General features: G+C 54.0%; 25 protein-coding genes and 2 tRNA genes. 12 read left to right on the forward strand and 15 right to left on the reverse strand.

Annotated features, from left to right (window positions below; genetic code table 11):
- The first annotated feature begins 92 nt into the window (after nucleotides 1-92).
- The 4 genes from queE (at nucleotide 93) to nadA (ending at nucleotide 2796) form a co-directional block, all read left to right on the forward strand.
- Nucleotides 93-740, forward strand: a complete 648-nt coding sequence (gene queE, locus AO726_RS12960) for a 7-carboxy-7-deazaguanine synthase QueE (RefSeq protein WP_058068829.1) — start codon at nucleotides 93-95, stop codon at nucleotides 738-740.
- Between the two features lie 2 nt (nucleotides 741-742).
- Nucleotides 743-1417: a 7-cyano-7-deazaguanine synthase QueC gene (queC, locus tag AO726_RS12965; protein ID WP_058068485.1), complete on the forward strand. Its 675-nt coding sequence runs from the start codon at nucleotides 743-745 to the stop codon at nucleotides 1415-1417.
- 61 nt (nucleotides 1418-1478) lie between these two features.
- Nucleotides 1479-1554, forward strand: a tRNA-Lys gene (locus AO726_RS12970).
- Nucleotides 1555-1737: 183 nt separating this feature from the next.
- The gene (gene nadA / locus AO726_RS12975) at nucleotides 1738-2796 is read left to right on the forward strand and encodes a quinolinate synthase NadA (protein WP_058068486.1); all 1059 of its coding nucleotides are present in this window, start codon (nucleotides 1738-1740) and stop codon (nucleotides 2794-2796) included.
- Nucleotides 2797-2884: 88 nt separating this feature from the next.
- Here the strand turns inward: nadA and AO726_RS12980 are convergent, their stop codons facing one another.
- Complete coding sequence (locus AO726_RS12980; protein ID WP_058068487.1) at nucleotides 2885-4318, reverse strand: M48 family metalloprotease; 1434 nt, start codon at nucleotides 4316-4318, stop codon at nucleotides 2885-2887.
- Between the two features lie 105 nt (nucleotides 4319-4423).
- Here AO726_RS12980 and AO726_RS12985 point away from each other — a divergent pair, with 105 nt between their 5' ends.
- On the forward strand, nucleotides 4424-4675 hold the full coding sequence (locus tag AO726_RS12985; protein ID WP_058068488.1) for a sulfurtransferase TusA family protein: 252 nt from the start codon (nucleotides 4424-4426) through the stop codon (nucleotides 4673-4675).
- A 30-nt stretch (nucleotides 4676-4705) separates the two neighbouring features.
- On the opposite strand, the gene AO726_RS12990 is transcribed toward AO726_RS12985, so the two are convergent.
- Together AO726_RS12990 and AO726_RS12995 are read right to left on the reverse strand one after the other, a co-directional pair.
- Nucleotides 4706-5179 (reverse strand): peroxiredoxin, encoded by a 474-nt coding sequence (locus AO726_RS12990; protein WP_058068489.1) that lies wholly within the window; start codon nucleotides 5177-5179, stop codon nucleotides 4706-4708.
- 9 nt (nucleotides 5180-5188) lie between these two features.
- Complete coding sequence (locus AO726_RS12995; RefSeq protein WP_058068490.1) at nucleotides 5189-5746, reverse strand: glycine cleavage system protein R; 558 nt, start codon at nucleotides 5744-5746, stop codon at nucleotides 5189-5191.
- 216 nt (nucleotides 5747-5962) lie between these two features.
- On the opposite strand from AO726_RS12995, the gene dapA reads away from it, so the two are divergent.
- From dapA to AO726_RS13015, 4 genes are all read left to right on the forward strand, one after another.
- Complete coding sequence (gene dapA / locus AO726_RS13000; RefSeq protein WP_058068491.1) at nucleotides 5963-6841, forward strand: 4-hydroxy-tetrahydrodipicolinate synthase; 879 nt, start codon at nucleotides 5963-5965, stop codon at nucleotides 6839-6841.
- 17 nt (nucleotides 6842-6858) lie between these two features.
- Complete coding sequence (bamC, locus tag AO726_RS13005; RefSeq protein ID WP_058068492.1) at nucleotides 6859-7977, forward strand: outer membrane protein assembly factor BamC; 1119 nt, start codon at nucleotides 6859-6861, stop codon at nucleotides 7975-7977.
- A gap of 86 nt (nucleotides 7978-8063) precedes the next feature.
- The gene (locus tag AO726_RS13010; protein WP_058068493.1) at nucleotides 8064-8933 is read left to right on the forward strand and encodes a phosphoribosylaminoimidazolesuccinocarboxamide synthase; all 870 of its coding nucleotides are present in this window, start codon (nucleotides 8064-8066) and stop codon (nucleotides 8931-8933) included.
- Nucleotides 8934-9106: 173 nt separating this feature from the next.
- Nucleotides 9107-9196: transfer RNA gene (locus tag AO726_RS13015), tRNA-Ser, on the forward strand.
- Between the two features lie 202 nt (nucleotides 9197-9398).
- On the opposite strand, the gene AO726_RS13020 is transcribed toward AO726_RS13015, so the two are convergent.
- From AO726_RS13020 to AO726_RS13035, 4 genes are all read right to left on the reverse strand, one after another.
- Nucleotides 9399-10634 (reverse strand): aspartate aminotransferase family protein, encoded by a 1236-nt coding sequence (locus AO726_RS13020; protein ID WP_058068494.1) that lies wholly within the window; start codon nucleotides 10632-10634, stop codon nucleotides 9399-9401.
- A 60-nt stretch (nucleotides 10635-10694) separates the two neighbouring features.
- Nucleotides 10695-11747 carry an ABC transporter substrate-binding protein gene (locus AO726_RS13025; RefSeq protein ID WP_058068495.1) on the reverse strand — a complete coding sequence of 351 codons (1053 nt, stop codon included), beginning with the start codon at nucleotides 11745-11747 and terminating at the stop codon, nucleotides 10695-10697.
- 85 nt (nucleotides 11748-11832) lie between these two features.
- On the reverse strand, nucleotides 11833-12540 hold the full coding sequence (locus AO726_RS13030; RefSeq protein ID WP_058068496.1) for an SDR family NAD(P)-dependent oxidoreductase: 708 nt from the start codon (nucleotides 12538-12540) through the stop codon (nucleotides 11833-11835).
- A 28-nt stretch (nucleotides 12541-12568) separates the two neighbouring features.
- Nucleotides 12569-13603: a histone deacetylase family protein gene (locus AO726_RS13035; RefSeq protein WP_058068497.1), complete on the reverse strand. Its 1035-nt coding sequence runs from the start codon at nucleotides 13601-13603 to the stop codon at nucleotides 12569-12571.
- 257 nt (nucleotides 13604-13860) lie between these two features.
- On the opposite strand from AO726_RS13035, the gene AO726_RS13040 reads away from it, so the two are divergent.
- The gene (locus tag AO726_RS13040) at nucleotides 13861-14826 is read left to right on the forward strand and encodes a LysR family transcriptional regulator (protein ID WP_241492106.1); all 966 of its coding nucleotides are present in this window, start codon (nucleotides 13861-13863) and stop codon (nucleotides 14824-14826) included.
- Between the two features lie 60 nt (nucleotides 14827-14886).
- On the opposite strand, the gene AO726_RS13045 is transcribed toward AO726_RS13040, so the two are convergent.
- From AO726_RS13045 to AO726_RS13060, 4 genes are all read right to left on the reverse strand, one after another.
- Nucleotides 14887-16131 (reverse strand): aspartate aminotransferase family protein, encoded by a 1245-nt coding sequence (locus tag AO726_RS13045; RefSeq protein WP_058068499.1) that lies wholly within the window; start codon nucleotides 16129-16131, stop codon nucleotides 14887-14889.
- Between the two features lie 97 nt (nucleotides 16132-16228).
- Nucleotides 16229-17131, reverse strand: a complete 903-nt coding sequence (locus AO726_RS13050; RefSeq protein ID WP_058068500.1) for a LysR family transcriptional regulator — start codon at nucleotides 17129-17131, stop codon at nucleotides 16229-16231.
- Between the two features lie 103 nt (nucleotides 17132-17234).
- Complete coding sequence (locus tag AO726_RS13055) at nucleotides 17235-17771, reverse strand: 2,4'-dihydroxyacetophenone dioxygenase family protein (protein WP_058068830.1); 537 nt, start codon at nucleotides 17769-17771, stop codon at nucleotides 17235-17237.
- Nucleotides 17772-17951: 180 nt separating this feature from the next.
- The gene (locus tag AO726_RS13060) at nucleotides 17952-18620 is read right to left on the reverse strand and encodes a GntR family transcriptional regulator (protein ID WP_058068501.1); all 669 of its coding nucleotides are present in this window, start codon (nucleotides 18618-18620) and stop codon (nucleotides 17952-17954) included.
- 306 nt (nucleotides 18621-18926) lie between these two features.
- Between AO726_RS13060 and AO726_RS13065 the strand changes: the two genes are divergently transcribed.
- The gene (locus tag AO726_RS13065) at nucleotides 18927-19982 is read left to right on the forward strand and encodes a phosphotransferase (RefSeq protein ID WP_058068502.1); all 1056 of its coding nucleotides are present in this window, start codon (nucleotides 18927-18929) and stop codon (nucleotides 19980-19982) included.
- Entirely contained in the window at nucleotides 19979-21301 is a 1323-nt protein-coding gene (locus AO726_RS13070) for an aspartate aminotransferase family protein (protein ID WP_058068503.1), read from the forward strand. The genes AO726_RS13065 and AO726_RS13070 overlap by 4 nt, the downstream gene beginning before the upstream one ends.
- Before the next feature lie 153 nt (nucleotides 21302-21454).
- Here the strand turns inward: AO726_RS13070 and AO726_RS13075 are convergent, their stop codons facing one another.
- From AO726_RS13075 to AO726_RS13090, 4 genes are all read right to left on the reverse strand, one after another.
- Complete coding sequence (locus tag AO726_RS13075; RefSeq protein ID WP_058068504.1) at nucleotides 21455-22126, reverse strand: COG3650 family protein; 672 nt, start codon at nucleotides 22124-22126, stop codon at nucleotides 21455-21457.
- A gap of 110 nt (nucleotides 22127-22236) precedes the next feature.
- Entirely contained in the window at nucleotides 22237-22566 is a 330-nt protein-coding gene (locus AO726_RS13080; RefSeq protein WP_058068505.1) for a YegP family protein, read from the reverse strand.
- Between the two features lie 97 nt (nucleotides 22567-22663).
- Nucleotides 22664-23695: a lipase secretion chaperone gene (locus AO726_RS13085; protein WP_058068831.1), complete on the reverse strand. Its 1032-nt coding sequence runs from the start codon at nucleotides 23693-23695 to the stop codon at nucleotides 22664-22666.
- 52 nt (nucleotides 23696-23747) lie between these two features.
- Entirely contained in the window at nucleotides 23748-24692 is a 945-nt protein-coding gene (locus tag AO726_RS13090; protein WP_058068506.1) for a lipase family alpha/beta hydrolase, read from the reverse strand.
- Between the last annotated feature and the right edge of the window lie 36 nt (nucleotides 24693-24728).

A 24728-nucleotide genomic window follows, 5' to 3' on the forward strand; every position in this document is an offset into this window, starting at 1 on the left:
GCGCTTGGCGCGGGTTTTTTCGTTAAAATACACAATCCCCTTTAACGCAACGGAGGCGGACAGCCTGTTTAGCTGTTACGCCCGTGGCTGATATGCAAGATACCCTGCGAATTACCGAGATTTTCTACTCGCTGCAGGGCGAAACGCGCACTGCAGGTTTGCCTACGGTGTTTGTTCGCCTGACCGGCTGTCCCTTACGCTGCCAGTATTGTGATACGGCGTACGCCTTCAGTGGCGGTGAGCTGATGTCCCTGGATGCTATCCTTGAACAGGTGGCCAGCTATAAACCTCGCTACATATGCGTGACTGGCGGAGAGCCGTTGGCGCAGCCCAATTGCATTCCTCTGCTGCAGCGCCTGTGTGATACAGGTTATGAGGTTTCCCTTGAAACCAGCGGTGCGATGGATGTTTCTGCTGTTGATCCGCGGGTGAGTAAGGTGGTTGACCTTAAAACTCCAGGCTCAGCTGAAGTGGGGCGTAATCGTTATGAGAACATTCCGCTACTGACGCAGAATGATCAGGTTAAGTTCGTGATCTGTTCCCGTGAGGATTATGACTGGGCTGTCAGTAAGCTGATTCAGTACCAGCTCGACCTGCGCGTGGATGAGGTGCTGTTTTCGCCTAGTCATCATCAGGTCAGTGCGCGAGATCTGGCTGAGTGGATTATTGCTGACAACCTACCTGTGCGCCTGCAGCTGCAACTCCACAAAATTCTCTGGAACGACGAGCCGGGACATTAATCATGAGCACTAAGAAAGCAGTCATCCTTCTTTCGGGTGGTTTGGATTCAGCCACTGTTGTCGCATTAGCTAAAGCCCAGGGCTTCAGTTGCTACACAATGAGTTTTGACTACGGCCAGCGTCATCGTTCTGAGTTGCTGGCAGCAGAACGCGTGGCGAAGCAAATGGGTGTGGTTGAACACAAGGTTATCGGCCTGAATCTCAACGGTATGGGCGGCTCGGCACTGACGGATAGCTCGATTGACGTGCCTGAGAGTCCTACAGAAGGTATTCCGGTGACTTATGTGCCGGCACGCAATACCGTATTTCTGTCGCTCGCTTTGGGCTGGGCAGAGGTGTTGGAGGCGCGGGATATCTTCATTGGTGTGAATGCGGTGGACTACTCTGGCTATCCGGATTGCCGTCCAGAGTTTGTTGAAGCGTTCGAGCGCATGGCTAACCTGGCCACTAAGGCTGGCGTAGAGGGTAATGGTTTTCGTATCCAGGCCCCATTGCAGGCGATGAGCAAAGCCGAAATCGTCCAGGCCGGGATCAACCATGGCGTGGATTACAGCTTGACGGTCTCTTGTTACCAAGCTGATGACGAAGGCCGAGCTTGCGGAAAATGTGACAGCTGCCGTTTGCGAGCTGCTGGTTTTGCCAGTGCCGGGATTGCCGACCCAACACGATATTTTTGAATTTTTTCGTTGGAAGGTGTTGAATTTATCAATTAAATCAGTATTATACGCGCCACACCAAGGGTCGTTAGCTCAGTTGGTAGAGCAGTTGGCTTTTAACCAATTGGTCGTAGGTTCGAGTCCTACACGACCCACCATATTCACCTTCTAATGAAGGTCAAAAACCTGAAAGTTCTAGTTAAAGAATTTTCAGGTTTTTTTTTACCTGCTGTTTTTCACGCACACATTCTGTCAGTGCTGTTATTTGGCTGGTCCTGTGATGGCGTGATGACGGGTATACTGATCTTTCGCCTGATAAGACCTCTACAGGGCCTGATGAGATGACTCAGATTTCCGAACGCGTGTTGGTTCAAGCCCATCTTGATGCCAAGCAACCCAAGCCTCTCACTCCCGAGCAGGAGGCGTTTTACCGTGCCGAGATTGCGGCTGAGCTGAAAAAACAGAACGCCGTGCTGGTAGCCCACTATTACTGTGATCCGGTGCTTCAGGCGCTTGCCGAAGAAACTGGCGGCTGTGTGGCTGACTCGCTGGAAATGGCTCGCTTTGGCACCACTCATCCGGCGCAGACGGTTGTCGTTGCCGGGGTTAAGTTCATGGGTGAGACCGCTAAGATTCTCAATCCTGAGAAGCGCGTGTTGATGCCGACGCTGGAATCAACCTGCTCCCTGGACTTGGGCTGCCCGGTTGACGAGTTTTCTGCGTTCTGTGACCAACACCCAGAGCGGACTGTGGTGGTCTATGCAAACACCTCAGCGGCTGTTAAAGCACGTGCTGACTGGGTTGTTACTTCAAGCTGTGCAGTTGAGATTGTCGAGCATTTGCTCGACAACGGCGAAAGCATCATCTGGGCACCTGATCAGCACTTGGGGCGTTACATCAATAACAAAACCGGTGCCGACATGCTCCTTTGGGATGGTGCTTGCATCGTTCATGAAGAGTTCAAGGCCAAACAGCTGGCCGATATGAAAGCGTTGTATCCGGAGGCGGCTATTCTGGTTCACCCAGAGTCGCCTGAGTCAGTAATCGAACTGGCGGATGCCGTGGGCTCAACCAGCCAGTTGATTGCCGCAGCGCAGCGCATGCCGAACAAAACCTTTATCGTGGCAACCGATCGCGGCATTTTCTACAAAATGCAGCAACTGTGCCCGGACAAGACGTTTGTGGAAGCGCCGACTGCTGGTAATGGTGCTGCCTGTCGCAGCTGCGCACATTGTCCGTGGATGGCCATGAACACACTGGAGCGCACGCTTACTAGTCTGCGTGACGGCAGTAACGAGATATTCGTTGATCCGGCATTGATCCCTAAGGCGATCAAGCCGCTTAAGCGCATGCTCGACTTTACCCAGGCTGCACGCCTCAAGGTCACCGGCAACGCCTGAGGGCTGGCCTAGAGCAAACGGAAGTTTTGCGTCCTGACCGCTAAAGAAGAATGCCGAAGTCCGTATGGAGGGTTTCGGCATTTTCTTCTCAGCGCATCATTTGTTCAATGATCCGCTTCTCTTCGATCAGCTCGCGCTCTCGCGCATCAATTCTTGAGGCTAACTGGAAGTTGCTACTTGCCCGGCGTTTGGCAAAACCCAGTTGCTCAAGCGCCTGATCATAGTCTCCAACCAAGGCAAAAAACTCGCCGCGTGCTTGATGAAGGCCAATCGTGTCACCTTTTAACCCGCGCACTTCGGCCATCTGATACCAGATGTCCGGGTCTTTACTGCGGCGTTTCAAGAGTTTGTCCAGTTCGCGCTCGGCATCCTGAATCCGTCCTTGTTTGATCAGCAGATTGACCTTGGCTTGATTCAGCGGGTAATTGTTGGGGTACAGGCTTAGCAGGCGTTCAAGGCGTGTACTTGCACCGTTGAGATTGTTGCCAGCAGTTTCGATACTGACCATGGCCAGGTTGTAGCTGATGTCGTTAGGGGCCTTTTTAAGCAGCGGCTGCAGAGATTCTTGCGCCTGGCTGTATTGGCCGCCTTTGATCTGGGCGATCGCCAAGCCGTAGCGGGCCGCATCAATTCCGGGGTTTTCATCAAGCATGCTGCGAAAACGCTTGATAGCGACGCCGGGAGTGTCTTCGTAGATCAGTTGTACTCGGGCGCGCATCAGCTGATAGCGCAGGCTATCGGTAATGCCTTCGCCTTTAAATTGTTCGGCGCGGTTGCGGGTATCGGCGATACGCGACTCAGATACCGGGTGAGTCAGTAGGAACTCAGGCGGCATTCGGTCATAGCGGTATTGGCGCATCAGACGTTCAAACATGCGGGGCATCGCTTTGGGGTCAAAGCCGGCTTTTTCCAGATTAACCAAGCCGATGCGGTCCGCTTCCTGTTCGTTTTGGCGCGAGAAGCGGCGTTGCTCCTGCATTGCTGCGGCCTGGGTTGATGCGATTGCGGCGATACCCGCATCGCCAGCGCCGGCAGCGGCGGCGATGATGCCGGCAAGCATGCCTGCCATCACTGGGATCTGCATCCGTTGCTGGGCCTCAAGTCCGCGGGCAAAGTGGCGTTGTGAAAGGTGAGCCAATTCATGCGCCATGACTGAGGCGTATTCAGCCTCCGTCTGCGCGTATAAAAAAAGGCCGCCATTGACGCCAACAATGCCGCCGGGAGCGGCAAAAGCGTTGATCTGCGGACTGTTCAACAGGACGAATTCCAGGCGGCGATCCTGCAACTGGCTGGTTTCGCTCAGGCGGTAGACGCTGCTTTCAACGAAGTCTTTGAGCTGCGGATCATCAAGTTGGCTGACTTGTCCGCGGACCAAGCTAAGCCAAGCGCGCCCAAGCTGGTACTCCTGCTGGGGGGATACGATTGCCGAACTGGCATCGCCAAGTGAAGGAAGATCACTGCTGATGGCTGGAGAGGCGATCAAACAGCTGAGTGCGAGCAGGGTGGGGCGTAGAAAAGTCATGCACGAAGCTCGTCCTGAACAAAGGTTCTACTGTAGCTGTGTCGGGGCTCTGCTGGCCAGAGATTAGCCGTGTTAGGTATCCTAGCCGCAATCTGGAGATGTTCAATGACTGATCAAAATTGGGACGCTGAAGCTTTCGATGTCCATTTGGATGCGTGTGGGCTGAGCTGTCCGTTACCACTCTTGAAAGCAAAGTTAGAACTTAATCGCATGCCAAGTGGTGCCGTTTTGCGCGTGTTTGCAACGGATGCGGGGTCGCAGCGGGATTTTCGGGTTTTTGCTTCGCTGGCGGGGCATGAGATAGTGCGCGAAGAGATTAAGGGTGATGTCTATCACTATTGGTTGCGTAAAGCGTAAGAGCAGCCGTTGCGGCTGCTCTTGGTTGCTTTAGGCGCTGTGCAATGCCTGCGCGGCTTCGAGGACTTTCTCGACATGCCCGGCAACTCGAACATTGCGCCACTCCTGACGTAATACCCCGTCAGCACCGATTAGGAAGGTGCTGCGGACAATGCCCATGTATTCCTTGCCGTAGTTCTTCTTAAGCTGATAGACACCGAACTGGTCGCACAGCACGTGTTCCGGGTCGCTAATCAATTCAAACGGGAATGCTTGCTTACTTTTGAAGCTTTCGTGTTTTTTCAGGTCATCCATCGATACGCCGAAAATAACAGTGTTGGCGGCTTGGAATTCAGCATGCAAGTCGCGAAAGCTCTGTCCTTCAGTGGTGCAGCCCGGCGTAGCATCTTTCGGGTAGAAATAGATCACCACTTGCTTGCCTTTAAGCGCTGAAAGTTGAACAGCTTGGCCGCTGGTGGCCTGTGCTGTGAAATCGGCTACTGGAGTGTTGAGTTCAACAGTCATAACGCTTCCTTAAGGGGTTTGCGGACGCCAAGGTTCGATCAGTGCATCCAGATTCAGTGCGTCTGCAAAGTCCAGGAATTGATCGCGCAGCCAACTGATCTGAGTACCGGCCGGCAAGGTAACGGTCAGGGTGGCGTTGAGCATGATGCCGCCAGTCTGTGGGGCGGTGTAGGTATCGCAGGTCAGGTTCTCCAGCTCGACGCGATGATCGAGGAAGAACTGACACAGCTCGTTGAGAATGTCCGGGCGATACGCCGCGCTGACATACGCAACGTACGGCAAGGCCTGTGGCCGGGTCTCGGCGGCAGTGCTGCGGACCACATTAATGGAGAAGGCATGCTTCTTGGCTAGCACGGGCAAGGTTGTTTCCAAACGTGCCAGCGCATCCCATGTGCCGGAAATCTGCAGCACCAGTGCGCTGTATTCGCCGTGGCGGCTCAGGCGCGTGCTAATGACCGCACAGCGGTTCTCATTGCTGGTACGGCACAGCACGTTGGTCAGCTCCATGGCGTTGGAGCCAAGTGCGCTGACCAGCAGAAATTGTTCGCGAACTAAAGGGGTGGACATTAGGCTTTCCTAAACGGGTAAACAGCCTGCCTATATAAATGTAGCGGGCAAAGCCGGAAGGGTAGCGAAAAGCTCTGCTTAGGGGAATGCTCAGAGGGTTGAGCGGGTAATGTCTGGCCATATTCAAAGATTACCTTAGCGACCCCGGACTCTGCTTGTGCAAGGCACATGGCACCAGTACCATTACGGCTCTCTTTTTTCGGCAGGAGCGGTTGCATGATTGCGGGTAGTATGGTGGCGCTGGTTACGCCCATGGATGCGCAAGGTGGTCTGGATTGGGCTGCGTTGAGCAAACTGGTGGATTTCCATCTGCAAGAAGGCACCAATGCCATTGTCGCGGTCGGTACCACAGGTGAGTCTGCAACGCTTGATGTTGCTGAACACGTTGAAGTGATCCGTCGTGTTGTTGATCAGGTTGCCGGGCGTATCCCGGTCATTGCCGGTACCGGTGGTAACTCCACCCGTGAGTCGGTTGAGCTGACTCGTGCTGCCAAAGAGGTAGGGGCCGATGCCTGCCTGTTGGTCACTCCGTATTACAACAAACCGACTCAGGAAGGCCTGTACCTGCACTTCCGCCATATCGCCGAATCGGTTGCTATTCCCCAGATTCTCTACAACGTGCCAGGCCGTACCGTGTGCGACATGCTGCCTGAAACTGTTGAGCGCTTGTCCAAAATCGACAACATCATCGGTATCAAAGAAGCCACCGGTGATCTGCAACGCGCGCAAGACATCCTTGACCGCGTAAGCAGCGATTTCCTGCTCTACTCGGGCGATGATGCCACAGCCGTGGAACTCATGCTGCTGGGCGGTAAAGGCAACATCTCTGTCACCGCCAACGTGGTTCCGCGCGCCATGTCGGATATGTGTGCAGCTGCCATGCGTGGCGAAGCAGCCATTGCCCGTGCCATGAACGACAGTCTGATGCCGCTGCACAAAGCACTGTTCGCTGAAGCCAACCCGATTCCGGTCAAGTGGGCTATGCATGAAATGGGCTTGATCTCCGACGGTATCCGCCTGCCACTGACCTGGCTCAGCCCGCGCTGTCACGAACCGCTGCGTCAGGCACTGCGCCAGACCGGCGCATTGGCATAATTGAGGAACAACTACGCATGAAGCGACTCACCGGACTCTCAGCGCTTGCTTTGATTATTGCCAGCACCAGTGGCTGCGGTTGGATTTACGGCGAAAATGGTTACTTCCGCGATCGTGGCAGTGACTACCTTGAAGCCCGCCAGACAGCGCCAATGCAGCTTCCGGCAAACGTAGACGCCAAACGTCTTGATCCACTGCTGCCAGTCCCTCAGCAGATCGCAACGACCACTGAGACCGGTGAATTTGAAGTGCCTAGGCCGCAACCGTTGTCCGCATCGGGCCAGGCCAGCGAGTTCAGCCTGCAGAAAAGCGGTGAGTCACGCTGGATTGTTGCTCAGCGCGTCCCGGCCGAGGTTTGGCCCGTGGCTGTGCAGTTCTTCACTGACAACGGCTTCCGTATCGCTGAAGAGCGTGCACAAACCGGTGAGTTTGTGACGACTTGGCAGCGCTTTGACACCCTCTCTGACACCATGTCCCGCCGCCTGAGCAGCCGCGTTTCCGGTGTTGCCCCTGATGAAGAAACCCGCGTGCGTGTTCGTATCGAGCCAGGCGTGCAGCGCAATACCAGCGAAATCTTCGTGGTCAGCGCTGAGCGTCCGGCTGGCAGCAGCGCTGACGTAGCCTTCACCACCCGCAGCAGTAACCCAAGCTTGGATTCCGCTCTGCTGGATGAAATGCTCGTCAATCTGGCGCGCAGTGCAGAGCAGGGCGGTTCGGTATCGCTGTTGGCTGCCCGTGACTTTGATGCGCCTAATCTTGTGTCTCTTTCTGAAGACGGCACAGGCAACCCGGTGCTGAGCTTGGGCGCTGATTTTGACCGTGCATGGTCCGGTGTTGGTCGTTCCCTGGAGATGGCCGATGTTCGTGTCGATGACATGAACCGCAGCCTGGGTATCTACTACATCAACCTGGCCGAGACCGCCAGCAAAGCCAATGAAGAACCGGGTTTCTTCAGCAAGCTGTTTGGCAGCGAGCCTAGCAAAGAAGAAGTTGAAGCTCGCGCCGAGCGCTATCAAGTACGCCTGACACCTGTGGGTGACAGCGTGCAGGTTTCGGTTGAAAAAGACATCAACACAGTTGCTCCGGCAGACGTTGCCCGCCGTGTTCTGGACATCATCCAGAACAACCTTGGCTAATAGCGCCAGCTGAGCTAAACGCAAGACCAATAGGCGAAACCCCAAAGGTTTCGCCTGTTTTGTTTACTAGAGACGGTAATTCCGACATGAGCACAGCCACCACCCTGAGTCTGAAGAAAATCTATTCAGGCAAAGTCCGCGACCTCTACGAGATCGACGACAAACGCATGCTGATGGTCGCAACCGATCGCCTGTCGGCATTCGACGTGATCCTCAATGAACCGATCCCAGAGAAGGGCAAGATCCTGACTGCCATCTCCAACTTCTGGTTCGACAAGCTTTCTCACATCGTTCCCAACCACTTCACCGGTGACAAAGTCGAAGACATCGTCCCTGCTGCTGAATTGCCTCTGGTTGAGGAGCGCTCTGTTGTTGCCAAACGCCTTAAACCGGTCGCTGTAGAAGCGATTGTGCGTGGCTACATCGTCGGTTCCGGCTGGAAGGAATACCAAAAGAGCGGCACCGTTTGCGGCATTCAACTGCCAGAAGGCCTCAAAGAAGCCTCCAAGCTGCCACAGCCGATTTTCACGCCTTCCACCAAGGCCGCCGTGGGTGACCACGACGAGAACATCTCCTTCGAGCAATGCGAAGCTATTATCGGTGCCGAGCTGGCTGCCAAGGTCCGCGATACTTCAATCGCCCTATACACCGCTGCGGTGGAATATGCAGCGACTCGCGGCATCATCATCGCTGACACCAAGTTCGAATTCGGCCTGGACGAAGACGGCACCCTGACCCTGATGGACGAAGTACTGACCCCAGACTCCAGCCGCTTCTGGCCGGCAGACAGTTACGTCGAAGGTAAAAACCCGCCGAGCTTCGATAAGCAGTTCGTGCGTGACTGGCTGGAATCCACTGGTTGGAACAAAGAGCCACCGGCTCCAGCAGTACCGGCAGACGTCGCCCAGAAGACTGCTGACAAGTACCGCGAAGCGCTGACTCGCCTGACCAGTTGAGTCAAGTTGGATCGGGTAAGAAAGGGCTTATATGGGCCCTTTCTTGCGCTTGGAATAACTGGGCTTATACGTCTTATGGGAGCGTTTTAGTCTGCAAGCATCTGAAATGTACGCAAATTTTTTACGTTCAGGCTTCGACAAACCGACTTAAGCTGGTATGATGCGCGCCGTTCGGGAAGATGCCGGAGTGGTCGAACGGGACGGATTCGAAATCCGTTGTATTGGCAACAGTACCTAGGGTTCAAATCCCTATCTTCCCGCCATATTTCTACACAGTGAAAGCCCCGCAGAATCTAGGTTCTAGCGGGGCTTTTGCGTATCTGGTGACTGTTTTAGGACCATTTTAGGACCAAAACAGGCGTTTCCAGTCCCTCTCTGAACGCTGCTGACTGGCCAGAATCCCATCATTTCAGAAACGGGTTCTACCCCATTTCCACTGCCAGTTTTCGGGTTTATCCCTTTCGCTTACAGCGTTTTTGCAATGGCCTTTGCAGCCAGAGCAAAGGCCTGCTCCATATCTGCGATCACGGCATCGTCATGTGCGAAAGACAGATAAAGCCGGCCGAGTGAAGAAGGCGTAATCAAAACGCCCGCTCTACGCAGTTCCACATGCAGCGCCATGGAAAACTCTGCGTTGAAGATTTTTGCGGCTTCTGAGTAGGTGGAGCTGGTAAGAGGTGCAGGCCAGATCCCGAAAAGATTGCCATATCCCGCTGTGGAGACTGCAAGTCCGTTATCGGCAAATGACTGCACAATAGACTTCTTAAGGCGCTCGCCACGTTCAAGCAGAGCCGGATAGTCCGACTTGTCCAAGATCGCCATGGTGGCGATGACTGCAGCGCAAGCCACAGGGTTACCGCTAAAGGTGCCCGCCCTGACAACTTTTCCCGTCTCGAAGCCTTCCATGATTTCAGGGGTGGAAACGACTGCGGAGACTGCAATACCGCCTCCCATCGATTTACCGATGGCTGCGATGTCCGGGTAGAACTCCTGTGCGTGTGAAGAGAGACCTGCGTGCAGTCTAAAGCCGGTTGCTACTTCGTCTGCAATGACCAGAGCACCGTGCTTGTGGGCGACTTGTTTGAGGTGTTCCAGATAGCCGGGAAGCGGCTGGATACATGCTGCGTTAGCCAAGAGTGGTTCGACAAGAATGGCGGCAATGTCGCTGTTCTCACTGAAGAGCTTTTCGACATCGTCAAAATCGTTGTAGCGCAGAAGGGTGATCGCGTCTTTGTTGGGGCGCTGGTCTGTGAAAAGCGCTTCCTGTGTTGCGGCATTACCGAAGGTCACATCATCGAACCAGCCATCGTAGCCGGCGGCAATTTTGGCAATGGTGGATTTACCGGTGTAAGCCTTAGCAGCACGGCAAGCAAGGTGGACCGCTTCACTGCCGGTGGTGCAAAAAATGGCTTTGGACAAATTACGTGTGTGTGCACAGAGCGCGGCTGCAGCTTGTTGCTCAAGCAGATGAGGCCAGGCTGGAGTAGGCGAAGCCTGCAGGGCTGGAATCACTGCCTCGGTAAGCTCTTCATGCGCATGGCCGATGATAAGCGTGCCAAAACCTAAAGCGGTGTCGATGTAGCGTTTGCCATTGGTATCCCAGACGTGTGCGCCTTTACCTTTCTGGATGTAAATCTTCTCGCCATCCAGAGATGGGAGTGCTCGTGCAGCGCTGGAAATATCACCGACTAAATTATTCATAAAACAAAACTCTACTGCGCGCTGTTACAAGAGGGGAGAATGACGTCCCTGTCATACGATTTAGAATCCTTTGGCAACCCAGGCGTTGAAGCGCTCGTTCAGCGATTCGATGTTGTCCACCCAGAAATCGACATCAAGAGGCAGAGCGTTCTTCATGTTCTCAGGGTCGCTAGGCAGCTCAGAACGGTATTCCTCTGGCACCAGGTTATTTGCCTTGGTGTTGGTCACGCCGTAGGCAATGTATTTAGGCAGTTTGGCTTGGTTCTCAGGTTGGCTGGCGAATGCAATAAACTTCATTGCATCGTCTTTTTTCTCCGAGCCTTTGAGCACAACCCAGGAGTCGAGAGCAGGAATGCTGCCGTTCCAGACGAATTTGAAGTTTTTGCCTTCGTTGCGGTTAAAGCCGCTGATACGGCCATTGAACGCGGATGTCATGATGACGTCGCCAGAAGCCAGCATTTGCAGGGCTTGAGAGCCTTCCCACCAAACGATATCGGACTTGATTTGGTCCAGTTTTGCAAAGGCTCGGTCTACACCCTCAGGTGTGCGCAGGACTTTATAAACGTCTTGAGTCGGTACGCCGTCTGCGAGCAGAGCTGCTTCGAGGGCGTATTTGGGGCCTTTACGCAGACCGCGCTTACCTGGGAATTTTTCTGTGTTCCAGAAATCAGCCCAGCTAGTTGGGCCGTCTTTGAGGCGGTCGCCATCGTATGAAAGGCCGGTGCTCCACATCATTACACCAACGCCACATTCGCTGACTGCTTCAGGAACGAAGTCGTTTTTATCGCCAATGACGCTCCAGTCGATTGGCTCAAACAGATCAAGTTCGCAGCCGATTGCCAGTTCTTCAGCTTCGACTTCAACCACGTCCCAAGTTGGGTTGCCAGCCTTAACTTTGACATCAAGAACGCCAATACCACCGGTCCACGGCTGGTCGATCAGCTTGATACCCGTGGCTTTAGTAAATGGCTGGAAGTGGATTTCACGCTGAGCATCTTGAAAGCTTCCTCCCCAAGAGACAACGGTCAGGTCCCGAGCTGCTGCAGCTTGGCTGATCATGGCGCCCATGATCATGCAGGCAGGGAGTAGGAAGCGTTTTGTTTTAAAAATCATGAGTTCTCTCCAAGATTGTTAGGGCAGTTATTATTAGTTCCCGGATTTTTGGGTAGTAATTGTTATTTGCAACTCATGTGGCTATTTAGTATTGGGGCTCCGCCGTCCAGTTAATTGGGATTTCTGCAATGCTTGCAGTCGAGGGTAATTCAAGGACCATTGAAACAGTTTTTGCTACATCTTCAGGTTGAGTAAGTTTCTTTAACTTCTCAAGTGGAACATAAGAGGCCATGTCGGTCGCTACAAAGCCTGGGCAAATGGCCGTGACCCGCACATTTACCGGGTCTCCGCAGACCCTGAGACTATGTGCAAGGCCCAGTGCAGCAAATTTACTAATTGAATAAAGTGTTGCTTCGGGCGCTCTGATTCGTTTAGCGGCAAGTGATGCAATAATGATGACTTTGCCAGCTTCTGAATCAACCAAGTAACGCCATAATTTTTGAGTAAGCCGCATTGGCGACTTAACGTTAATATCAAAAATCTCATCGAATTGAGATTCGCTTGCCTCAAGCACTGAGCGATCACTCAATACGCCGGCGTTGTGTACGATTGCGTCAATTTGACCAAATTTTTCCGCCGTTTTAGCAATCCAGTCTTCTTCACTTTGCTCGACAGTGGCGTCAAAGTAGGTGACGAGCAGGTTTTCATGATGTTCTGGGAAGAGGTCGCGCGGTGTTCTCATACCGACGCTCACTTTCCAGTTGCGGCTTAATAGTTCTCGAACAATTTCAAGGCCTATTCCTCTGCCGCCACCACTTACCATGGCTACCTTTGGATTACAGGTAACGGTCATTACAATTAGCTCCCAAGTAGGATGCGACTCAATTAATTCCTGATTCGAAACCGCGTAATGCTGAAGCCAAGTTGTCCCCTAAAGCGTCTGAAAGATACCCACCTTCCTGAACAAGTACAGTCGGTAGATTAAGCTCTGCAATGCGTTTAAGGATTTTTCCGAAGCCCGCAGTGTCAATGCAAATCCCTTGGTAAGGGTCTTTTTCGTAAGCGTCCAAACCCAAAGCAACTACAACAGCTTGTGGTTGAAACTTACTGATATGTTTGCAGGCATCTTCAAGTTTTTCGAGATAGCCTTCAGTGTTTAAACCCTTGGGCAATGGGTAGTTGAAGTTGTAACCAAGCCCCTCGCCAAAGCCGGCCTCTTTTGCATAGCCAACATAATAGGGCGTCATGTAAGAAGGGTCCGCATGAAGCGAAATAGTCATTACATCTGAGCGGTTGTAAAAAATACTTTGAGTGCCATTACCGTGGTGCAAATCGATGTCAATAATCACGACTCGATCAAAATGATTGCGCAGGTATTGAGCAGCGATGGCCACGTTATTCAGGTAGCAAAAGCCATTTGCCCGGTCGGCATAGGCGTGATGTCCTGGTGGACGGCTCAATGAATAGGCCACTCTTTCTCCCTGGATGACCAGCTCAGCTGCATGGAGTGCGCAACTTGCTGATTCTACAGCAGCTTTCCATGTGTCGGGGCCAATTGGACAGGCATTGTCAGCCATGTGCCAGCCAGCCTGACCCACAATATGCTCAGGGTAAGAGCAGGGTTCACCGGCAAAGGGATGGATGTTAGCGATGACCTCGCTGTGGTTGGCATCTGGCAGTAATTGCCAACGGGCATGCGCTGTTTCCAAGAAGTCCAAATACCTCGCGGTGTGCACGGCCAGTAAATGCTCGCGACCGTAGTTGCCGGGTGTGACAACCTCATGGCCATCATTTATCACTGACCTAAGCATCACTTCTGCGCGCTCGGGTTGTTCATTGCTTCGGCGCACAATTCCCCTGACAATGAAAAAGTTTGGATCGTGACCCGCTTGGAGCTCGCTGTAGACGATTTTCATCAAAATGCCTTGTTTATGAAGTCTTGATGCAGTTTTACTCGGTGGCAGTGAGGGAAGCAGCCATGCGATATGTGCAGAATTTTTCTGATTTATTTACCCGCAGCCATGAGCATTCAGAATGTGGCAAATATGGGTTTCATTGTCTTCAATCGTATTGAAGTTCAGTTACACTAGGGCATCAATTTTATTATACTAATTCTCGTTATAAGTTGGATTTATACCTAATGTCCAGATATCGGCCAAAGCCAGAATTAGATGTGGATGCAGATGCTTCATTAAATATTCAGAGGTTGATGCATCGCCTTGACTGGAACTTGATTCGAACATTTATGGTTATTGCCGCAGAGCGCAGCATAAGCCGGGCGGCTGCTCGACTGTTCTTGAGTCAACCTGCTGTAAGTTTGGCTCTTAAACGGCTTGAGGAGAATTTAGGTCATCAATTAATTGACAGAAGTGGCTCTAAATTTAATTTGACAACTGCGGGTGAACAGGTACTTGAAATTGCCAAGGATACCTACAGTGTACTGGCCCAGTTAGGTGGTGTCAGTGAAGGCGCTGCAAGTGACGTAAGCGGGAATATTCGATTGTTAGTCGTGGGGCAAATAGTTTCGCCAGCCTACGATGAGTTTCTGTCGGGTTTCTACAGGCAATATCCAAATATTGGAGTCCAGATAGAGACACTGCGCAGTTCAGATATTGTCAGCGCTGTCCAGCAGAAGACTGCGACGATGGGGGTCTGTATTACTAAAGCTATACCTTATCGTTTAGATCAGAAGCTTTTTATGCGTCAGAATTATGCCTTCTATTGTGGACGATCCCATTCATTGTATGGGCGATCTGATGTGACACTTGAGGAGTTATCACCTGAGCGCTACATTAATTTTACCAGTACTCAAGTTGGCGATACTTTTTTACCGCTAAATCTATTTCGGGAGAAACATGGCTTTACCGGGCGGTTATCTGCGTCGAGTGATTCGCTTTCTGAAATATTACGCCTGATATTGTGCGGCTTTGGTTATGGCTGTTTGCCGATGCAGATGGCAGAAAAGTATGTTGAATCGGGTGACCTTTGGTTGCTTTCTCCTGACGGGGGATTTGCCGAAGTTGATCTGCAACTTATTTGGAACCCAGAACAGAAACTTAATGCTGCCGAAAAAACATTTATGAGCGAGCTTGTTGCGTTGTTGGATCGTGGCGATTTTTCGTTAATTTCTCAGTCTTAGAATTCTTTTTATTCTCGCTGGTATTTCTAAAAGTCCCCCTCTGTGAGGGGGACTTTTTCATTAAGCAGCAAATACTTTTGCGATCTCTTTTGCTGCGACTGAGAAAGCCTGTTTCATCTCCTCGATAACACTGTCGGTGTGCTCAAAGGAGAGAAATATGCGGCCGTAAGGCGAAGGCATCATCAACACGCCAGACTTACGCAGCGCCAGGTGCAGGGCTTTGGAAAACTCAGTGTTGGCGATTTCTGCGGCCTGGTTGTAGGAGGTGGGCTCCACATCACCCAGCCAGATCGTAAAGACGCTGCCATAGCCGGAGGTCGTGACGCGGACTCCCTCTGCTTCAAAGCAGGATCTGATGAATGTCCGCAGCTCGTTGCCTCGGGCCATTAACGCTGCGTAATCGGCTTGTTCCAACAATTGCAGCGTGCTGGTTACCGCGGCGCTGGCCAGTGGGTTGCCACTGAAGGTTCCGCCGCGCAGTACGCGACCTTCCTCAAAAGCGGCGAGTACTTCTGGTTTACCCAGCAGAGCAGAGACCGGCACGCCATTGCCGATAGCTTTGCCGACGGTAGCCAGATCGGGGTCTAGTCCGTAATGGTGGCTGGTCAGCCCGTTAAACACTCGGAAGCCCATCAGCACTTCATCGCCAATTACCAGCGCACCGTGTTTGTGGGCGATTTCTTGAACGTGTTTCAAGTAACCGGGGGCCGCCATGATGCAGCCGGCGTTGGCCAGCATGGGCTCAACTAGCACCGCGGCGATGTCACCGTCTTCAGCGAAAAGACGTTCGACATCGTCAAAATCGTTGAAGCGCAACAGGGTAGTGCGCGCTGTGGATGGGCGCTGGTTCGAGTCGAACAGGGCTTCTGCGCTGCCGATATTCCCGAAGCTGACATCATCGAACCAGCCATCGAAGCCTGCCGCCATTTTGGCGATTTTCGATTTGCCGGTGTAGGCGCGGGCCGCGCGGCAGGCCAGGTGCACCGCCTCGCTGCCTGAGTTGGTGAAGATGACCTTGCTCAATGCGCCAGTCTGCGCAGCCAGTGCGCTTGCCGCGCCGTGCTCACGCACGTGCGCCCAGGATGGCGCGGCGGCATCGCTCAGCGCCTTAGCGACGTTTGCCACCACTGCGTCATTAGAGTGGCCGACCAGCACAGCACCAAAGCCCAGTGCGGTGTCGATGTACTTGCGGCCGTGGCTGTCCCACAGGTATGCGCCTTTGCCATGGCTGATAAAGAGTTTTTCTCCGTCCAGTTCCGGCAGGATGCGTGCCGCGCTCGAAACATCGCCCACTAAGTTCTGCATAAATATTCCCAAATTCTTGTAAGTCTGTTGGACGTGTAAAGGGTGATCTGAGGGGATCGTTAAGAACGTTGGCTGGTAGCGTCCACCTGCTTTTCTCTCAGACCGACCAAGGAGAAGCGCTAAGTTTTGCCTGTAAAAAATCCCTGAAGACTTTGATCCTCGGGCTTAGGTTTTTACGGTTGGCGTAGATCATGTAAACAGGCTCGGCGATGCCGGGTTGGAAGTCCCGGAGCAGGGGTACAAGTCTTCCTTTTTTGATGTCCTCACCCACATGAAAGTCGGCAAGACGCACAATCCCGGCACCGGCCAAGGCCATGTCGCGCAGCAGGTCGCCTTGGGCAAAAGTCGACTTGGCAACCACGGGAATCGACGTCGTATCACCATCGACTTTGAAGGACCAATTGTTCCAGGGGCTGTTGAAACTGAAGTTAAAGCAGGTGTGCTTGAGCAAGTCCTGAGGGTGTGCGGGCGTTCCGTTGGTTTGTAGATATTCAGGTGCGGCGCAGACGATCCACTCGGTGTCTCCGATCTTTCTGGCGACCCTTGATGAGCTGGGAAGCACGCCACTGTGAATGGCAAGGTCCAGTCCTTTTTCAAATTGGTCTTCGTACTGAGGACCCACCTGTATTTCAACGGACAGTTCAGGGTATTGAGTCAGAAATTCAGACAGCCACGGGATGATCTGATGCTTGGCAAAGGTGGTCATGGTGTGAATGCGCAGCGTGCCGCTTACGCGGGTCGGCAGCGCCTCAGCCAGTGAATCCGCCTCTGCCATGGCATCCATTACCGCTCTGGCGCTTTCTAAGTAGACGTTGCCTTCTTCGGTGAGCGTCAGGCTACGGGCACCGCGCTGAAACAGACGTACCTGCAGCCGATTCTCCAGACGATTTATCAGCTTGCTAATCGCAGACGGCGACATGTCATGGGCACGTGCAGCTGCCGAGAAATTCCCATGCTCATTGGCCCAGATGAAGGCGAGCATCTGCGAGTAGTTATCCATGCAACATCTCTTTGTTTTTGTTGACTTGCGCGTTAGTCAGCCAGTGCCGCCTGCTCTGGCTACAGCCTGAAATGCGCCAGTTGGGCTTGCGCCCGGTCACGCATTAGCGGATGAACTGCTCAATATAATCATCTGGCAGACCCAGATCTTTGTAGTGTTTACGGGCTGCTTCCAGCTTGGTGAAAACATCCTCGTAACCTACGGCAATACCGTCTGGATCGACGTAGGTGTAACCACCCTGAACGTGGAACCAGGTAATCATCTCTTCAACATCTTCCGGTACGAAGAGTGTGTGAGTTTCTCCCGGCGGCTCAAAAGCAAAGGAGCCTTCTTCTGCAATCCAGTCGTGCTCCAGGTAATACCAGCGTCCTTTCAAAACCAGTGCATGGACAGCACCGGTGTGGCGGTGGCGGGAAAGCACGCCGCTTTTACGCACGCGCAGCAGGTTGATGTAGTAACCGCCGCTGACGTTGAGCATGAGAGGTTTGAACGAAACGCTTTGGGTGACAGGGACCCAGAGGTTGTCGTCTTCGAGCCAAGTGCTCAAAACTCCCGGCAGAACCATATCCGGGTTCATGTAAGGAACTTGCGGGAGTCGGTATGGGATCGCCAACTCATCGGGTTTTGGTGCAGTCGTCATCAGGCTTTCTCGCAACGGGGTTATTGGCTCAAAGGTCACTAGCGATCATTTGGTCCAGCGTGCGACAAGCCTATCCTCTTTGAGCACTCGGCAAATATTGGAAGATTTCACATCGCCTGTGAACTGGATTCACAGGTCGGGCGTAATTTGCGTTCGATTTTGTAAGGCCAGCCGCCTGGTTTAGTCGTGTTCGCGCTGGGCGTACTGCAGCATCTGATCGCTGCTGTCGAGGATGTCCGTGCATATCGCCGCGCGTGCAGCAGCGCCGTCTTTGGCTTTAAGTGCGGTGAGTACTTCCCAGTGATGATCAACGGCCATGCGCTCGTTAAAGCTGGCGTATGCCTGAGCAATCAGCGGGCCGGTGCGCATCCACAGGCCATCAAGCAGAGTCGTCAGGACCGGCATTGCGGCGATTTCAGTCAGCGCGAAATGGAACTCATGGTTGTGTCTCAAGGCGGCAGGCAGATCGTTCTCTTTGATTGCGGCCAGGTTGTTTTCAATGCAGCGCTCAAGTTGTGCGATCTGTTCGGATGTCACCAACGAGGCTGCTGTTTCTGCGGCGAGCCCTTCAAGCGCAAGGCGGATGCTGCGTATTTCCAAGTACTGCTTGGAGGTGAGCATGGGCACGCGGATGTCTCGTGGCGACTTGAGCACCAGTGCTTGCTCTTTGGCCAACTGCAAAATCGCATCGCGCACTGGGGTGACGCTGGTGCCGAGCTGTTCTGCCAGATCACGGATGCGCAGCCTGTCATCCGGCTTAAGGCGGCCGGTGATGAGTGAGTCCCGCAGCAGACCGTAGATGCCACTGCCCAGATAGGTGTGCTTCAGATTCTCGATTGGGTAGTGCATTGCTGGCTCTTAAGGGACGTATGTGCAGGGGCTGAGTAGTCTGCGTGAGATTAGCGTGGACCACAAACAAGGCACCGTGTGGTGCTTTCTCGGTGGAGCAGGGCATCACGCTAACTCAGCTCAAACATATCCATCTTAGAGGGCGTTCGGTGAATTTTGAATCACTAAAAATATGATGCATCATATTTTTAGTGTGTTTTAATGCCTGCATTCTGTGCTCTGGCACGACAGTCCGAAGTGCTCTGGGGCGGGCTGATCAGTAACTCCGGTGTCGGACTTTATTCCAGCCTCAAGAGGTAAATGGTTATGTCGCTTGAACCTGACAGCTTGTTGGAAGTCGCGCCTGCCAAGGTCAGCGATGAACAAGCAATCGCTTTACTGCAGAAATATTTTGGTTTGAGTGGCACGCCGGAAAGAATGGGCGGTGAGCGAGACTTGAACTTTCGCGTGCAACTGGCCGATGGCACTTCGCGCCTGCTGAAGCTTTCGCACCCGTTGGAGCAGCACGCGGTGGTCGACTTTCACAATCAGGCAATGCTGAGGATTGAACAGCAGGACCCAGAACTACCGGTTCAGCGCGTGTACCGCTCGCTAAGTGGCAAGTACATCACTTATGTTGAAGTGGATGGCCAGCACATGATCGCGCGTCTGCTGTCCTTTGTTGACGGGCTGCCGCTTTACCGTTTGGTTGAGACGACTGCTGCATTGCGTAGAGATATCGGTCGCGCACTGGCACGTTTTGACCGCGCGCTGGTCGGCTTTGAGCATCCTGCTGCCGGGCATACCCTGCTGTGGGATATGCAGCACGCCGCACGTTTGAGGCCACTGTTGGTGCACATCAGCGACAGCTTTGAGCGCGGTTTGGTTGAGCGCGGCCTCGATGGTTTTGAGGAAAAAGTGCTGCCGAAAATGGGCAGCCTGCGTAAGCAGGTCATTCATAACGACATGAACCCGCATAACATCATCGTCGATGCAGACAACACCGATGTTGTGCGCAATATTCTGGACTTTGGCGATATGGTGCAGGCTCCGCTGGTCAATGACGTAGCGGTGGCTGCGTCATACCAATTGGGCCTGGAAGGGGATGTATTGCAGCCGGCGCTGGATGTTATCGGGGCTTACCACAGTGTTTTCCCGCTAACACAGGATGAGCAGCAACTGCTGCCGGAGTTGCTGGCTACGCGCTTGGCGTTGGCGTTGTCGATCAACTCGTGGCGGGCTGAGCTGCACCCTTCAAACCGCCAGTACATTCACCGTAACTCGCAACGGGCATGGTCAAATCTTAAGTCGCTGGCACTGATCTCCCGGACAGAAATCGAAGACCGAATCTCACAAGCCTGCAGCAATAAGGTTTCAGCATGAGCATGATCAATGGATTTACAGCCGAAGATGCAGCCCGTCTTTCTGAGGCGGAACAACGCTTGATTGAACGGCGCGAGCGCCTGCTCGGTCCGGCTTACCGCCTCTTCTATGAGCGACCGCTGCATGCCGTGCGTGGCGAGGGCGTCTGGCTGTTTGACCTGCAAGGGCGGCGCTATCTGGATGCCTACAACAATGTTGTTTCACTCGGGCACTGCCACCCGCATGTTGTGGAAGCCATGTACCGGCAGTCCAAACAGCTCAATACCCACACCCGATATCTGCAGGAAGGCATTCTGGACTATGCCGAGCAGTTGCTGGGCACCTTCGATGGCGAGCTGAATCGGGTCATGTTCACCTGCACAGGCAGCGAGGCGAATGACCTGGCCCTTCGCATGGCGCGGCAATACACAGGCGGCACGGGCGTTATCATCACCCAGTTTGCCTACCACGGCGTGACGGGTGACATCGCCGAACTGTCGCCATCGCTTGGTCCTGCCATGGTCTTGCCTGAGCATGTGCGGACAATCCGGGCACCGGACGCATACCGCCTTGGTGCTGAAAACGTGTCCTCTGTATTTGCTGCCGACATTCGAGCGGCTATCGCCGACATGAAGGCCCATGGCATACGGCCTGCCGCCATTTTGTTTGACGGTATTTTCTCAAGCGATGGTGTCTTGCCGGGGCCGGCAGGCTTTATGGAGGAGGGCATTGCGCTGGCTCAAGCAGAAGGCCTGCTCTACATCGCCGATGAAGTACAGCCTGGCTTTGGACGCACCGGCGAGTGCATGTGGGGCTTCATGCGCCACAACGTTAAGCCAGATATCGTGACGTTAGGCAAGCCAATGGGCAACGGGCAGCCAATCGCCGGGATTGTTGGACGCTCGGAGGTGGTTGATCATTTCGGTCGCAACATGCGCTATTTCAATACGTTCGGCGGCAACCCTGTTTCATGCGCGGCAGGTAAAGCGGTTCTAGAGGTTATTCAGGAAGAGAACCTGCAGCAAAGAGCCCAAGACACGGGCCGCTACTTGCTTGAAGGGCTAGCTCGTTTGGCTGATCGTCACGAGTTGATCGGCGATGTTCGCGGTGCGGGTTTGTTCTTGGGGGTTGAGCTGGTGACCGATCGCGCTAGCAAGCAGCCTGCTGCAGCTCAGGCGCGCAAGGTTGTTAACCACATGCGCGAAAATGGTGTGTTGATTAGCGCCGCCGGCCCCTTGGAAAACGTCCTGAAGATTCGCCCGCTGCTGGCCTTTACCCAAGAGCACGCCGACCTGCTGATCGAGTCTGTGGACACCGCTTTGAGCGAAGTGGAACGCTAAATGTCCATGGAGAGCGCTGCTTGCGGCGCTCTCCATGGATGGCTGTTATTGGCGCATTTTTCCCTGAGCAGTGCTCAATCCTTAGAACCACGCTCACTGATTTGATCAGCCGCGGCTCTAGGCTTGCGAAGGGGCCTATCCGATAACTTGGGCTTACTTGTCTCTTGCGCCACCTAAATACGCACAGCCACGTAACACTTCACCATCCAAACGCAGCTCAGCTGTCATGTTGCTGATGGCACCGCTCATGTTGTCGACGCAGCGTTGTTTGGCGATCCACAGGTCGAGGCGTTCGCCGTTGGCCTCGCTGCTGAGGTTGAGGCGGCCTTCGGGGAGTTGTTCTTCGAGGTAGGGCAGTGCCTGGGCTTCTTTGCCTGGGCGGTTGAGGATCAGGCCCTGATTGCTGACTGCGATGGCCCACCCGGGCTCATTGCCGCTGGCACGTAGAATGGTGCGGCTGAAGTTGATGTCGTTGCAGCCGTGGCCTTCGCCTTGCAGGCGGTAGATTTCGGTGGGAATCAGTTGGCCGTCGGTGCCGGCTTGGGAGGCGCTGTGCAATTGGCCGCGCAGGTCAGCAAAGAGTTTTTGATTGCCGTCGCCCAACAGACTGGCGATGTCGTTGCGCAGGTCACTGTCGGCGGGAGCTTCGATAAGGAATTTGCGCTGTTCCTTGCAGGGGCGGAATAGCAGCTCGTCTGCGTTCTGGCTGATCTCGCCTTGCATGCGGGAGGTGTTCAGGTCCGGGGAGTCGGGCTTGCCGGTGTACACCTGACAGCTGGCCAGTAGTGGGATCAGGGCGTAGCAAAGAGGGCGGCTGAATCGCATCGTGTCACTCCTGTGTTCGAAGGTGTGCACGTTACCTATGGGGGCAGGGGATCACAAGGCTCATCCGGCAAGTGCCAACCTGACCTGGATCAGGTTGGCTTTGCAGGGTCTTACTCTTCTTTGATGGTGGTGCTCGGCCCGTTGGTTTTCACCGACTCGATGCCTTTGTCCCGGCTGGCGGCTGATTTGTACATTTCGCTGGTGCCGATGATTTGGTGGTTGGCGGCTTTCAGGTTGAAGTAGGGGCTGCCGTCTTTGGCATCTTTGCGCTCGTAGCGTTCGTCCAACGGGGAGTTTTTCTGCACGGATGCAATGCCGTTTTCGGCTGCTGCTTTGCTTTCGTATTGTTCACTTTGCAGGATGACTTCGCCGTTGCCGGCCTTCAGGACGAAGCGATACTGACCCTTTGCATTCTTTGACAGCACATACCAACCAGCCATGGCGATCTCCTTCAGGTTCAGAAATTGTCGCGCTCGTGTGATGAGTTATTTCGAGGCGCGAATTCAGCATAGCAACTCTATGTGACGTTAATGTCGGTTATTGGCTTTTCTGCTCGCTCTGCCTGCTTTCGTTGAATTTAAGTGCAGCATCGACGCGCATGCGTTCAGTTTCACTGAAGTTATCTTCCAGCAGCCTTTGCACAGCTTGTTGCTTATCGGCTTCGCTGAGACCGCTGTTGCTGTCGATTTTGTCGCGTTCGGCCTTGTAGCTCATCAGGCGCTGTTGCCACTGCGCGCGGGTGGCATCGAGCTGTTCCAGGCGTTGAGTGGCTTCGATGCCGACTGTCTGCTGGCGCAGGCTGCGCAGTTGTTCCGGGGTGCCGCCACTGGCCCGCAGGGCCTCGGTTTGTTTGCGTAGTTCGACGTGCAGTTGGGTGACAACGTGGTCCTGCAGTTCTTCTGGCAGGGCGTCGCGCATTTCCTGAATACGATTGGCCTTCTCCAGATCGCTGAGGGTCTGGTCGTGCAGGGTTTTCAGTCGCTCCAAGGTGAAGGCGTTGTAGCGCTGTTCCATTCCGAAGAAGGCTTCGATGACCTCCTGAGTAAAGATGCGCTCGCGCAGGGCTTTTACGGCGGATTCCCGCAGGATCAGGCCATTTAGGTTTGGGCTCTGCGGCAGGTCCATCTCAAGCCCAATAAGCTCGTGTTTGTACTGCAGGTATTGGTTGAGCAAGGTCTGAGCCTGGCTGCGGGCTGGCTCTTGGAGCTGGCTGTCGATATAGCTGCGCAGGCGTTTGACACTGGCCTTGAGCGGTTCCTCGCCAATGGTGCTGAGGAAGTAGTCGAAGATCCGGCGGATGTCGTCGGTGATCAGCAGGTTACCGGCCTCATCTACTTGAAATACGCCATCCACCTCGGTGCCGCGCAGTGAGCCGCTGGTAAAGATTTTGTCGTCTTTGAGTGGAGCCGCTTTGCTCGGAGCTACGTTGGTTGGGGAAAAGTCCGGGGTTTGTGCCGGTTTGCCAGCCTGTTCAGGCTGTTGCTTGGGTGGGGTATCCGGAGAGTTGAGCACAAAGGCAGTCACTGCCACAGCGATAATAAGCGGGATCAACAACAGCAGCTTTTTCACATCAGTCCCCACAACTTTCAGGTAAGAACGGGCCCCGCAGGGCCCGCTTGTATTACAAGCCAGCCAATTTCAGGCGGTTGGCTTGCTGGCGGTACACCGTCAGCGGATCAGTTTCGAGCAGGCTGGTGAGGCCTAGCGCGTGGTTGATCTCGTCCAGGTGGTTCATGCGGTAGTTATCACGTACGACCATGCCCAGATGCGAGCTGCAGCGGCCGACTAAACCGTCGGTATCTTTCTCGCGGGTGAAGGTTTGTGCGCCGATAACGGTGATTAGATCGGAGATATCGAGGATGTTGGTGCGTGGTGTTGCGCCGCTCCAGGAGTAGTAACGAACGCCGTCTACTTTGTATGCACCTTCACCGCATGCGGATGTCGGCACGCCTTGAGGGAACCGCGTGTTGAATTCGGTGGCGGCTTGCGTGGTCAGTGAGCCTACTGCTGCCAGTGCATCCTGATTGGAAATGTTGGCACCACCTGAAAGCAGGCTGATGGTTGAGCCGAGCGCCTGGAACAGTTGGGCGACGACGGCTTCGCCAGTGGAGCCTTCGGCCAGGTTGTTGCGTACAAAGTCAGCTAGCTCGGAGCCTTTGTTGGCACCGGCAATGGTGGTGACGGAGGCGACCAGATCAGGACGTACACCGGCTACATAGCGCACTGTTGGCCCACCATGGCTGTGACCCATTAGGTTGACTTTGCCTTTACCAGTGATGGCGACAATCTCTTCGACTTGCTCCAGCAGCTGTTCTCCACGAAATTCGGTGCTGTTGATCTGTGCCACCTCGGTGACATACACCGATGCGCCGCCGCTTTTCAGCGCTGTCGGTACGCCATACCAGTAGCCGACGCCGAGAATGCTGTCGAAACCGAGCAGGCCATGGCCTAGCACAATTGGGTATTTGGTTTTGGTGTAGGTGCTGTTGAACAGGGAGGCGTCGGCGGCAGAGCTGAACGCCAGGGCAGTGCCAAGGGCGAGGGTAAGCAGAGTTTTATTGTTCATGTGGAGCTTTCCTTGGTGAGTGGACAGGTGTGCAGG

The sequence above is a fragment of the Pseudomonas sp. TTU2014-080ASC genome (genome assembly GCF_001446935.1).
Taxonomy (GTDB): Bacteria; Pseudomonadota; Gammaproteobacteria; order Pseudomonadales; family Pseudomonadaceae; genus Aquipseudomonas.

Bases quoted from the DNA above. Each gene is read 5' to 3' on its own strand.
- queC (WP_058068485.1), top strand. From the start codon at position 743: ATGAGCACTAAGAAAGCAGTCATCCTTCTTTCGGGTGGTTTGGATTCA.
- AO726_RS13030 (WP_058068496.1), bottom strand. From the start codon at position 12,540: ATGACCGTTACCTGTAATCCAAAGGTAGCCATGGTAAGTGGTGGCGGC.
- AO726_RS13065 (WP_058068502.1), top strand. From the start codon at position 18,927: ATGTCGCTTGAACCTGACAGCTTGTTGGAAGTCGCGCCTGCCAAGGTC.
- dapA (WP_058068491.1), top strand. From the start codon at position 5,963: ATGATTGCGGGTAGTATGGTGGCGCTGGTTACGCCCATGGATGCGCAA.
- AO726_RS13080 (WP_058068505.1), bottom strand. From the start codon at position 22,566: ATGGCTGGTTGGTATGTGCTGTCAAAGAATGCAAAGGGTCAGTATCGC.
- AO726_RS12985 (WP_058068488.1), top strand. From the start codon at position 4,424: ATGACTGATCAAAATTGGGACGCTGAAGCTTTCGATGTCCATTTGGAT.
- AO726_RS13090 (WP_058068506.1), bottom strand. From the start codon at position 24,692: ATGAACAATAAAACTCTGCTTACCCTCGCCCTTGGCACTGCCCTGGCG.
- queE (WP_058068829.1), top strand. From the start codon at position 93: ATGCAAGATACCCTGCGAATTACCGAGATTTTCTACTCGCTGCAGGGC.
- AO726_RS12980 (WP_058068487.1), bottom strand. From the start codon at position 4,318: ATGACTTTTCTACGCCCCACCCTGCTCGCACTCAGCTGTTTGATCGCC.
- AO726_RS13055 (WP_058068830.1), bottom strand. From the start codon at position 17,771: ATGACGACTGCACCAAAACCCGATGAGTTGGCGATCCCATACCGACTC.
- AO726_RS13045 (WP_058068499.1), bottom strand. From the start codon at position 16,131: ATGCAGAACTTAGTGGGCGATGTTTCGAGCGCGGCACGCATCCTGCCG.
- AO726_RS12995 (WP_058068490.1), bottom strand. From the start codon at position 5,746: ATGTCCACCCCTTTAGTTCGCGAACAATTTCTGCTGGTCAGCGCACTT.
- AO726_RS13050 (WP_058068500.1), bottom strand. From the start codon at position 17,131: ATGGATAACTACTCGCAGATGCTCGCCTTCATCTGGGCCAATGAGCAT.
- nadA (WP_058068486.1), top strand. From the start codon at position 1,738: ATGACTCAGATTTCCGAACGCGTGTTGGTTCAAGCCCATCTTGATGCC.
- bamC (WP_058068492.1), top strand. From the start codon at position 6,859: ATGAAGCGACTCACCGGACTCTCAGCGCTTGCTTTGATTATTGCCAGC.
- AO726_RS13020 (WP_058068494.1), bottom strand. From the start codon at position 10,634: ATGAATAATTTAGTCGGTGATATTTCCAGCGCTGCACGAGCACTCCCA.
- AO726_RS13025 (WP_058068495.1), bottom strand. From the start codon at position 11,747: ATGATTTTTAAAACAAAACGCTTCCTACTCCCTGCCTGCATGATCATG.
- AO726_RS13010 (WP_058068493.1), top strand. From the start codon at position 8,064: ATGAGCACAGCCACCACCCTGAGTCTGAAGAAAATCTATTCAGGCAAA.
- AO726_RS13075 (WP_058068504.1), bottom strand. From the start codon at position 22,126: ATGCGATTCAGCCGCCCTCTTTGCTACGCCCTGATCCCACTACTGGCC.
- AO726_RS13070 (WP_058068503.1), top strand. From the start codon at position 19,979: ATGAGCATGATCAATGGATTTACAGCCGAAGATGCAGCCCGTCTTTCT.
- AO726_RS13060 (WP_058068501.1), bottom strand. From the start codon at position 18,620: ATGCACTACCCAATCGAGAATCTGAAGCACACCTATCTGGGCAGTGGC.
- AO726_RS13035 (WP_058068497.1), bottom strand. From the start codon at position 13,603: ATGAAAATCGTCTACAGCGAGCTCCAAGCGGGTCACGATCCAAACTTT.
- AO726_RS12990 (WP_058068489.1), bottom strand. From the start codon at position 5,179: ATGACTGTTGAACTCAACACTCCAGTAGCCGATTTCACAGCACAGGCC.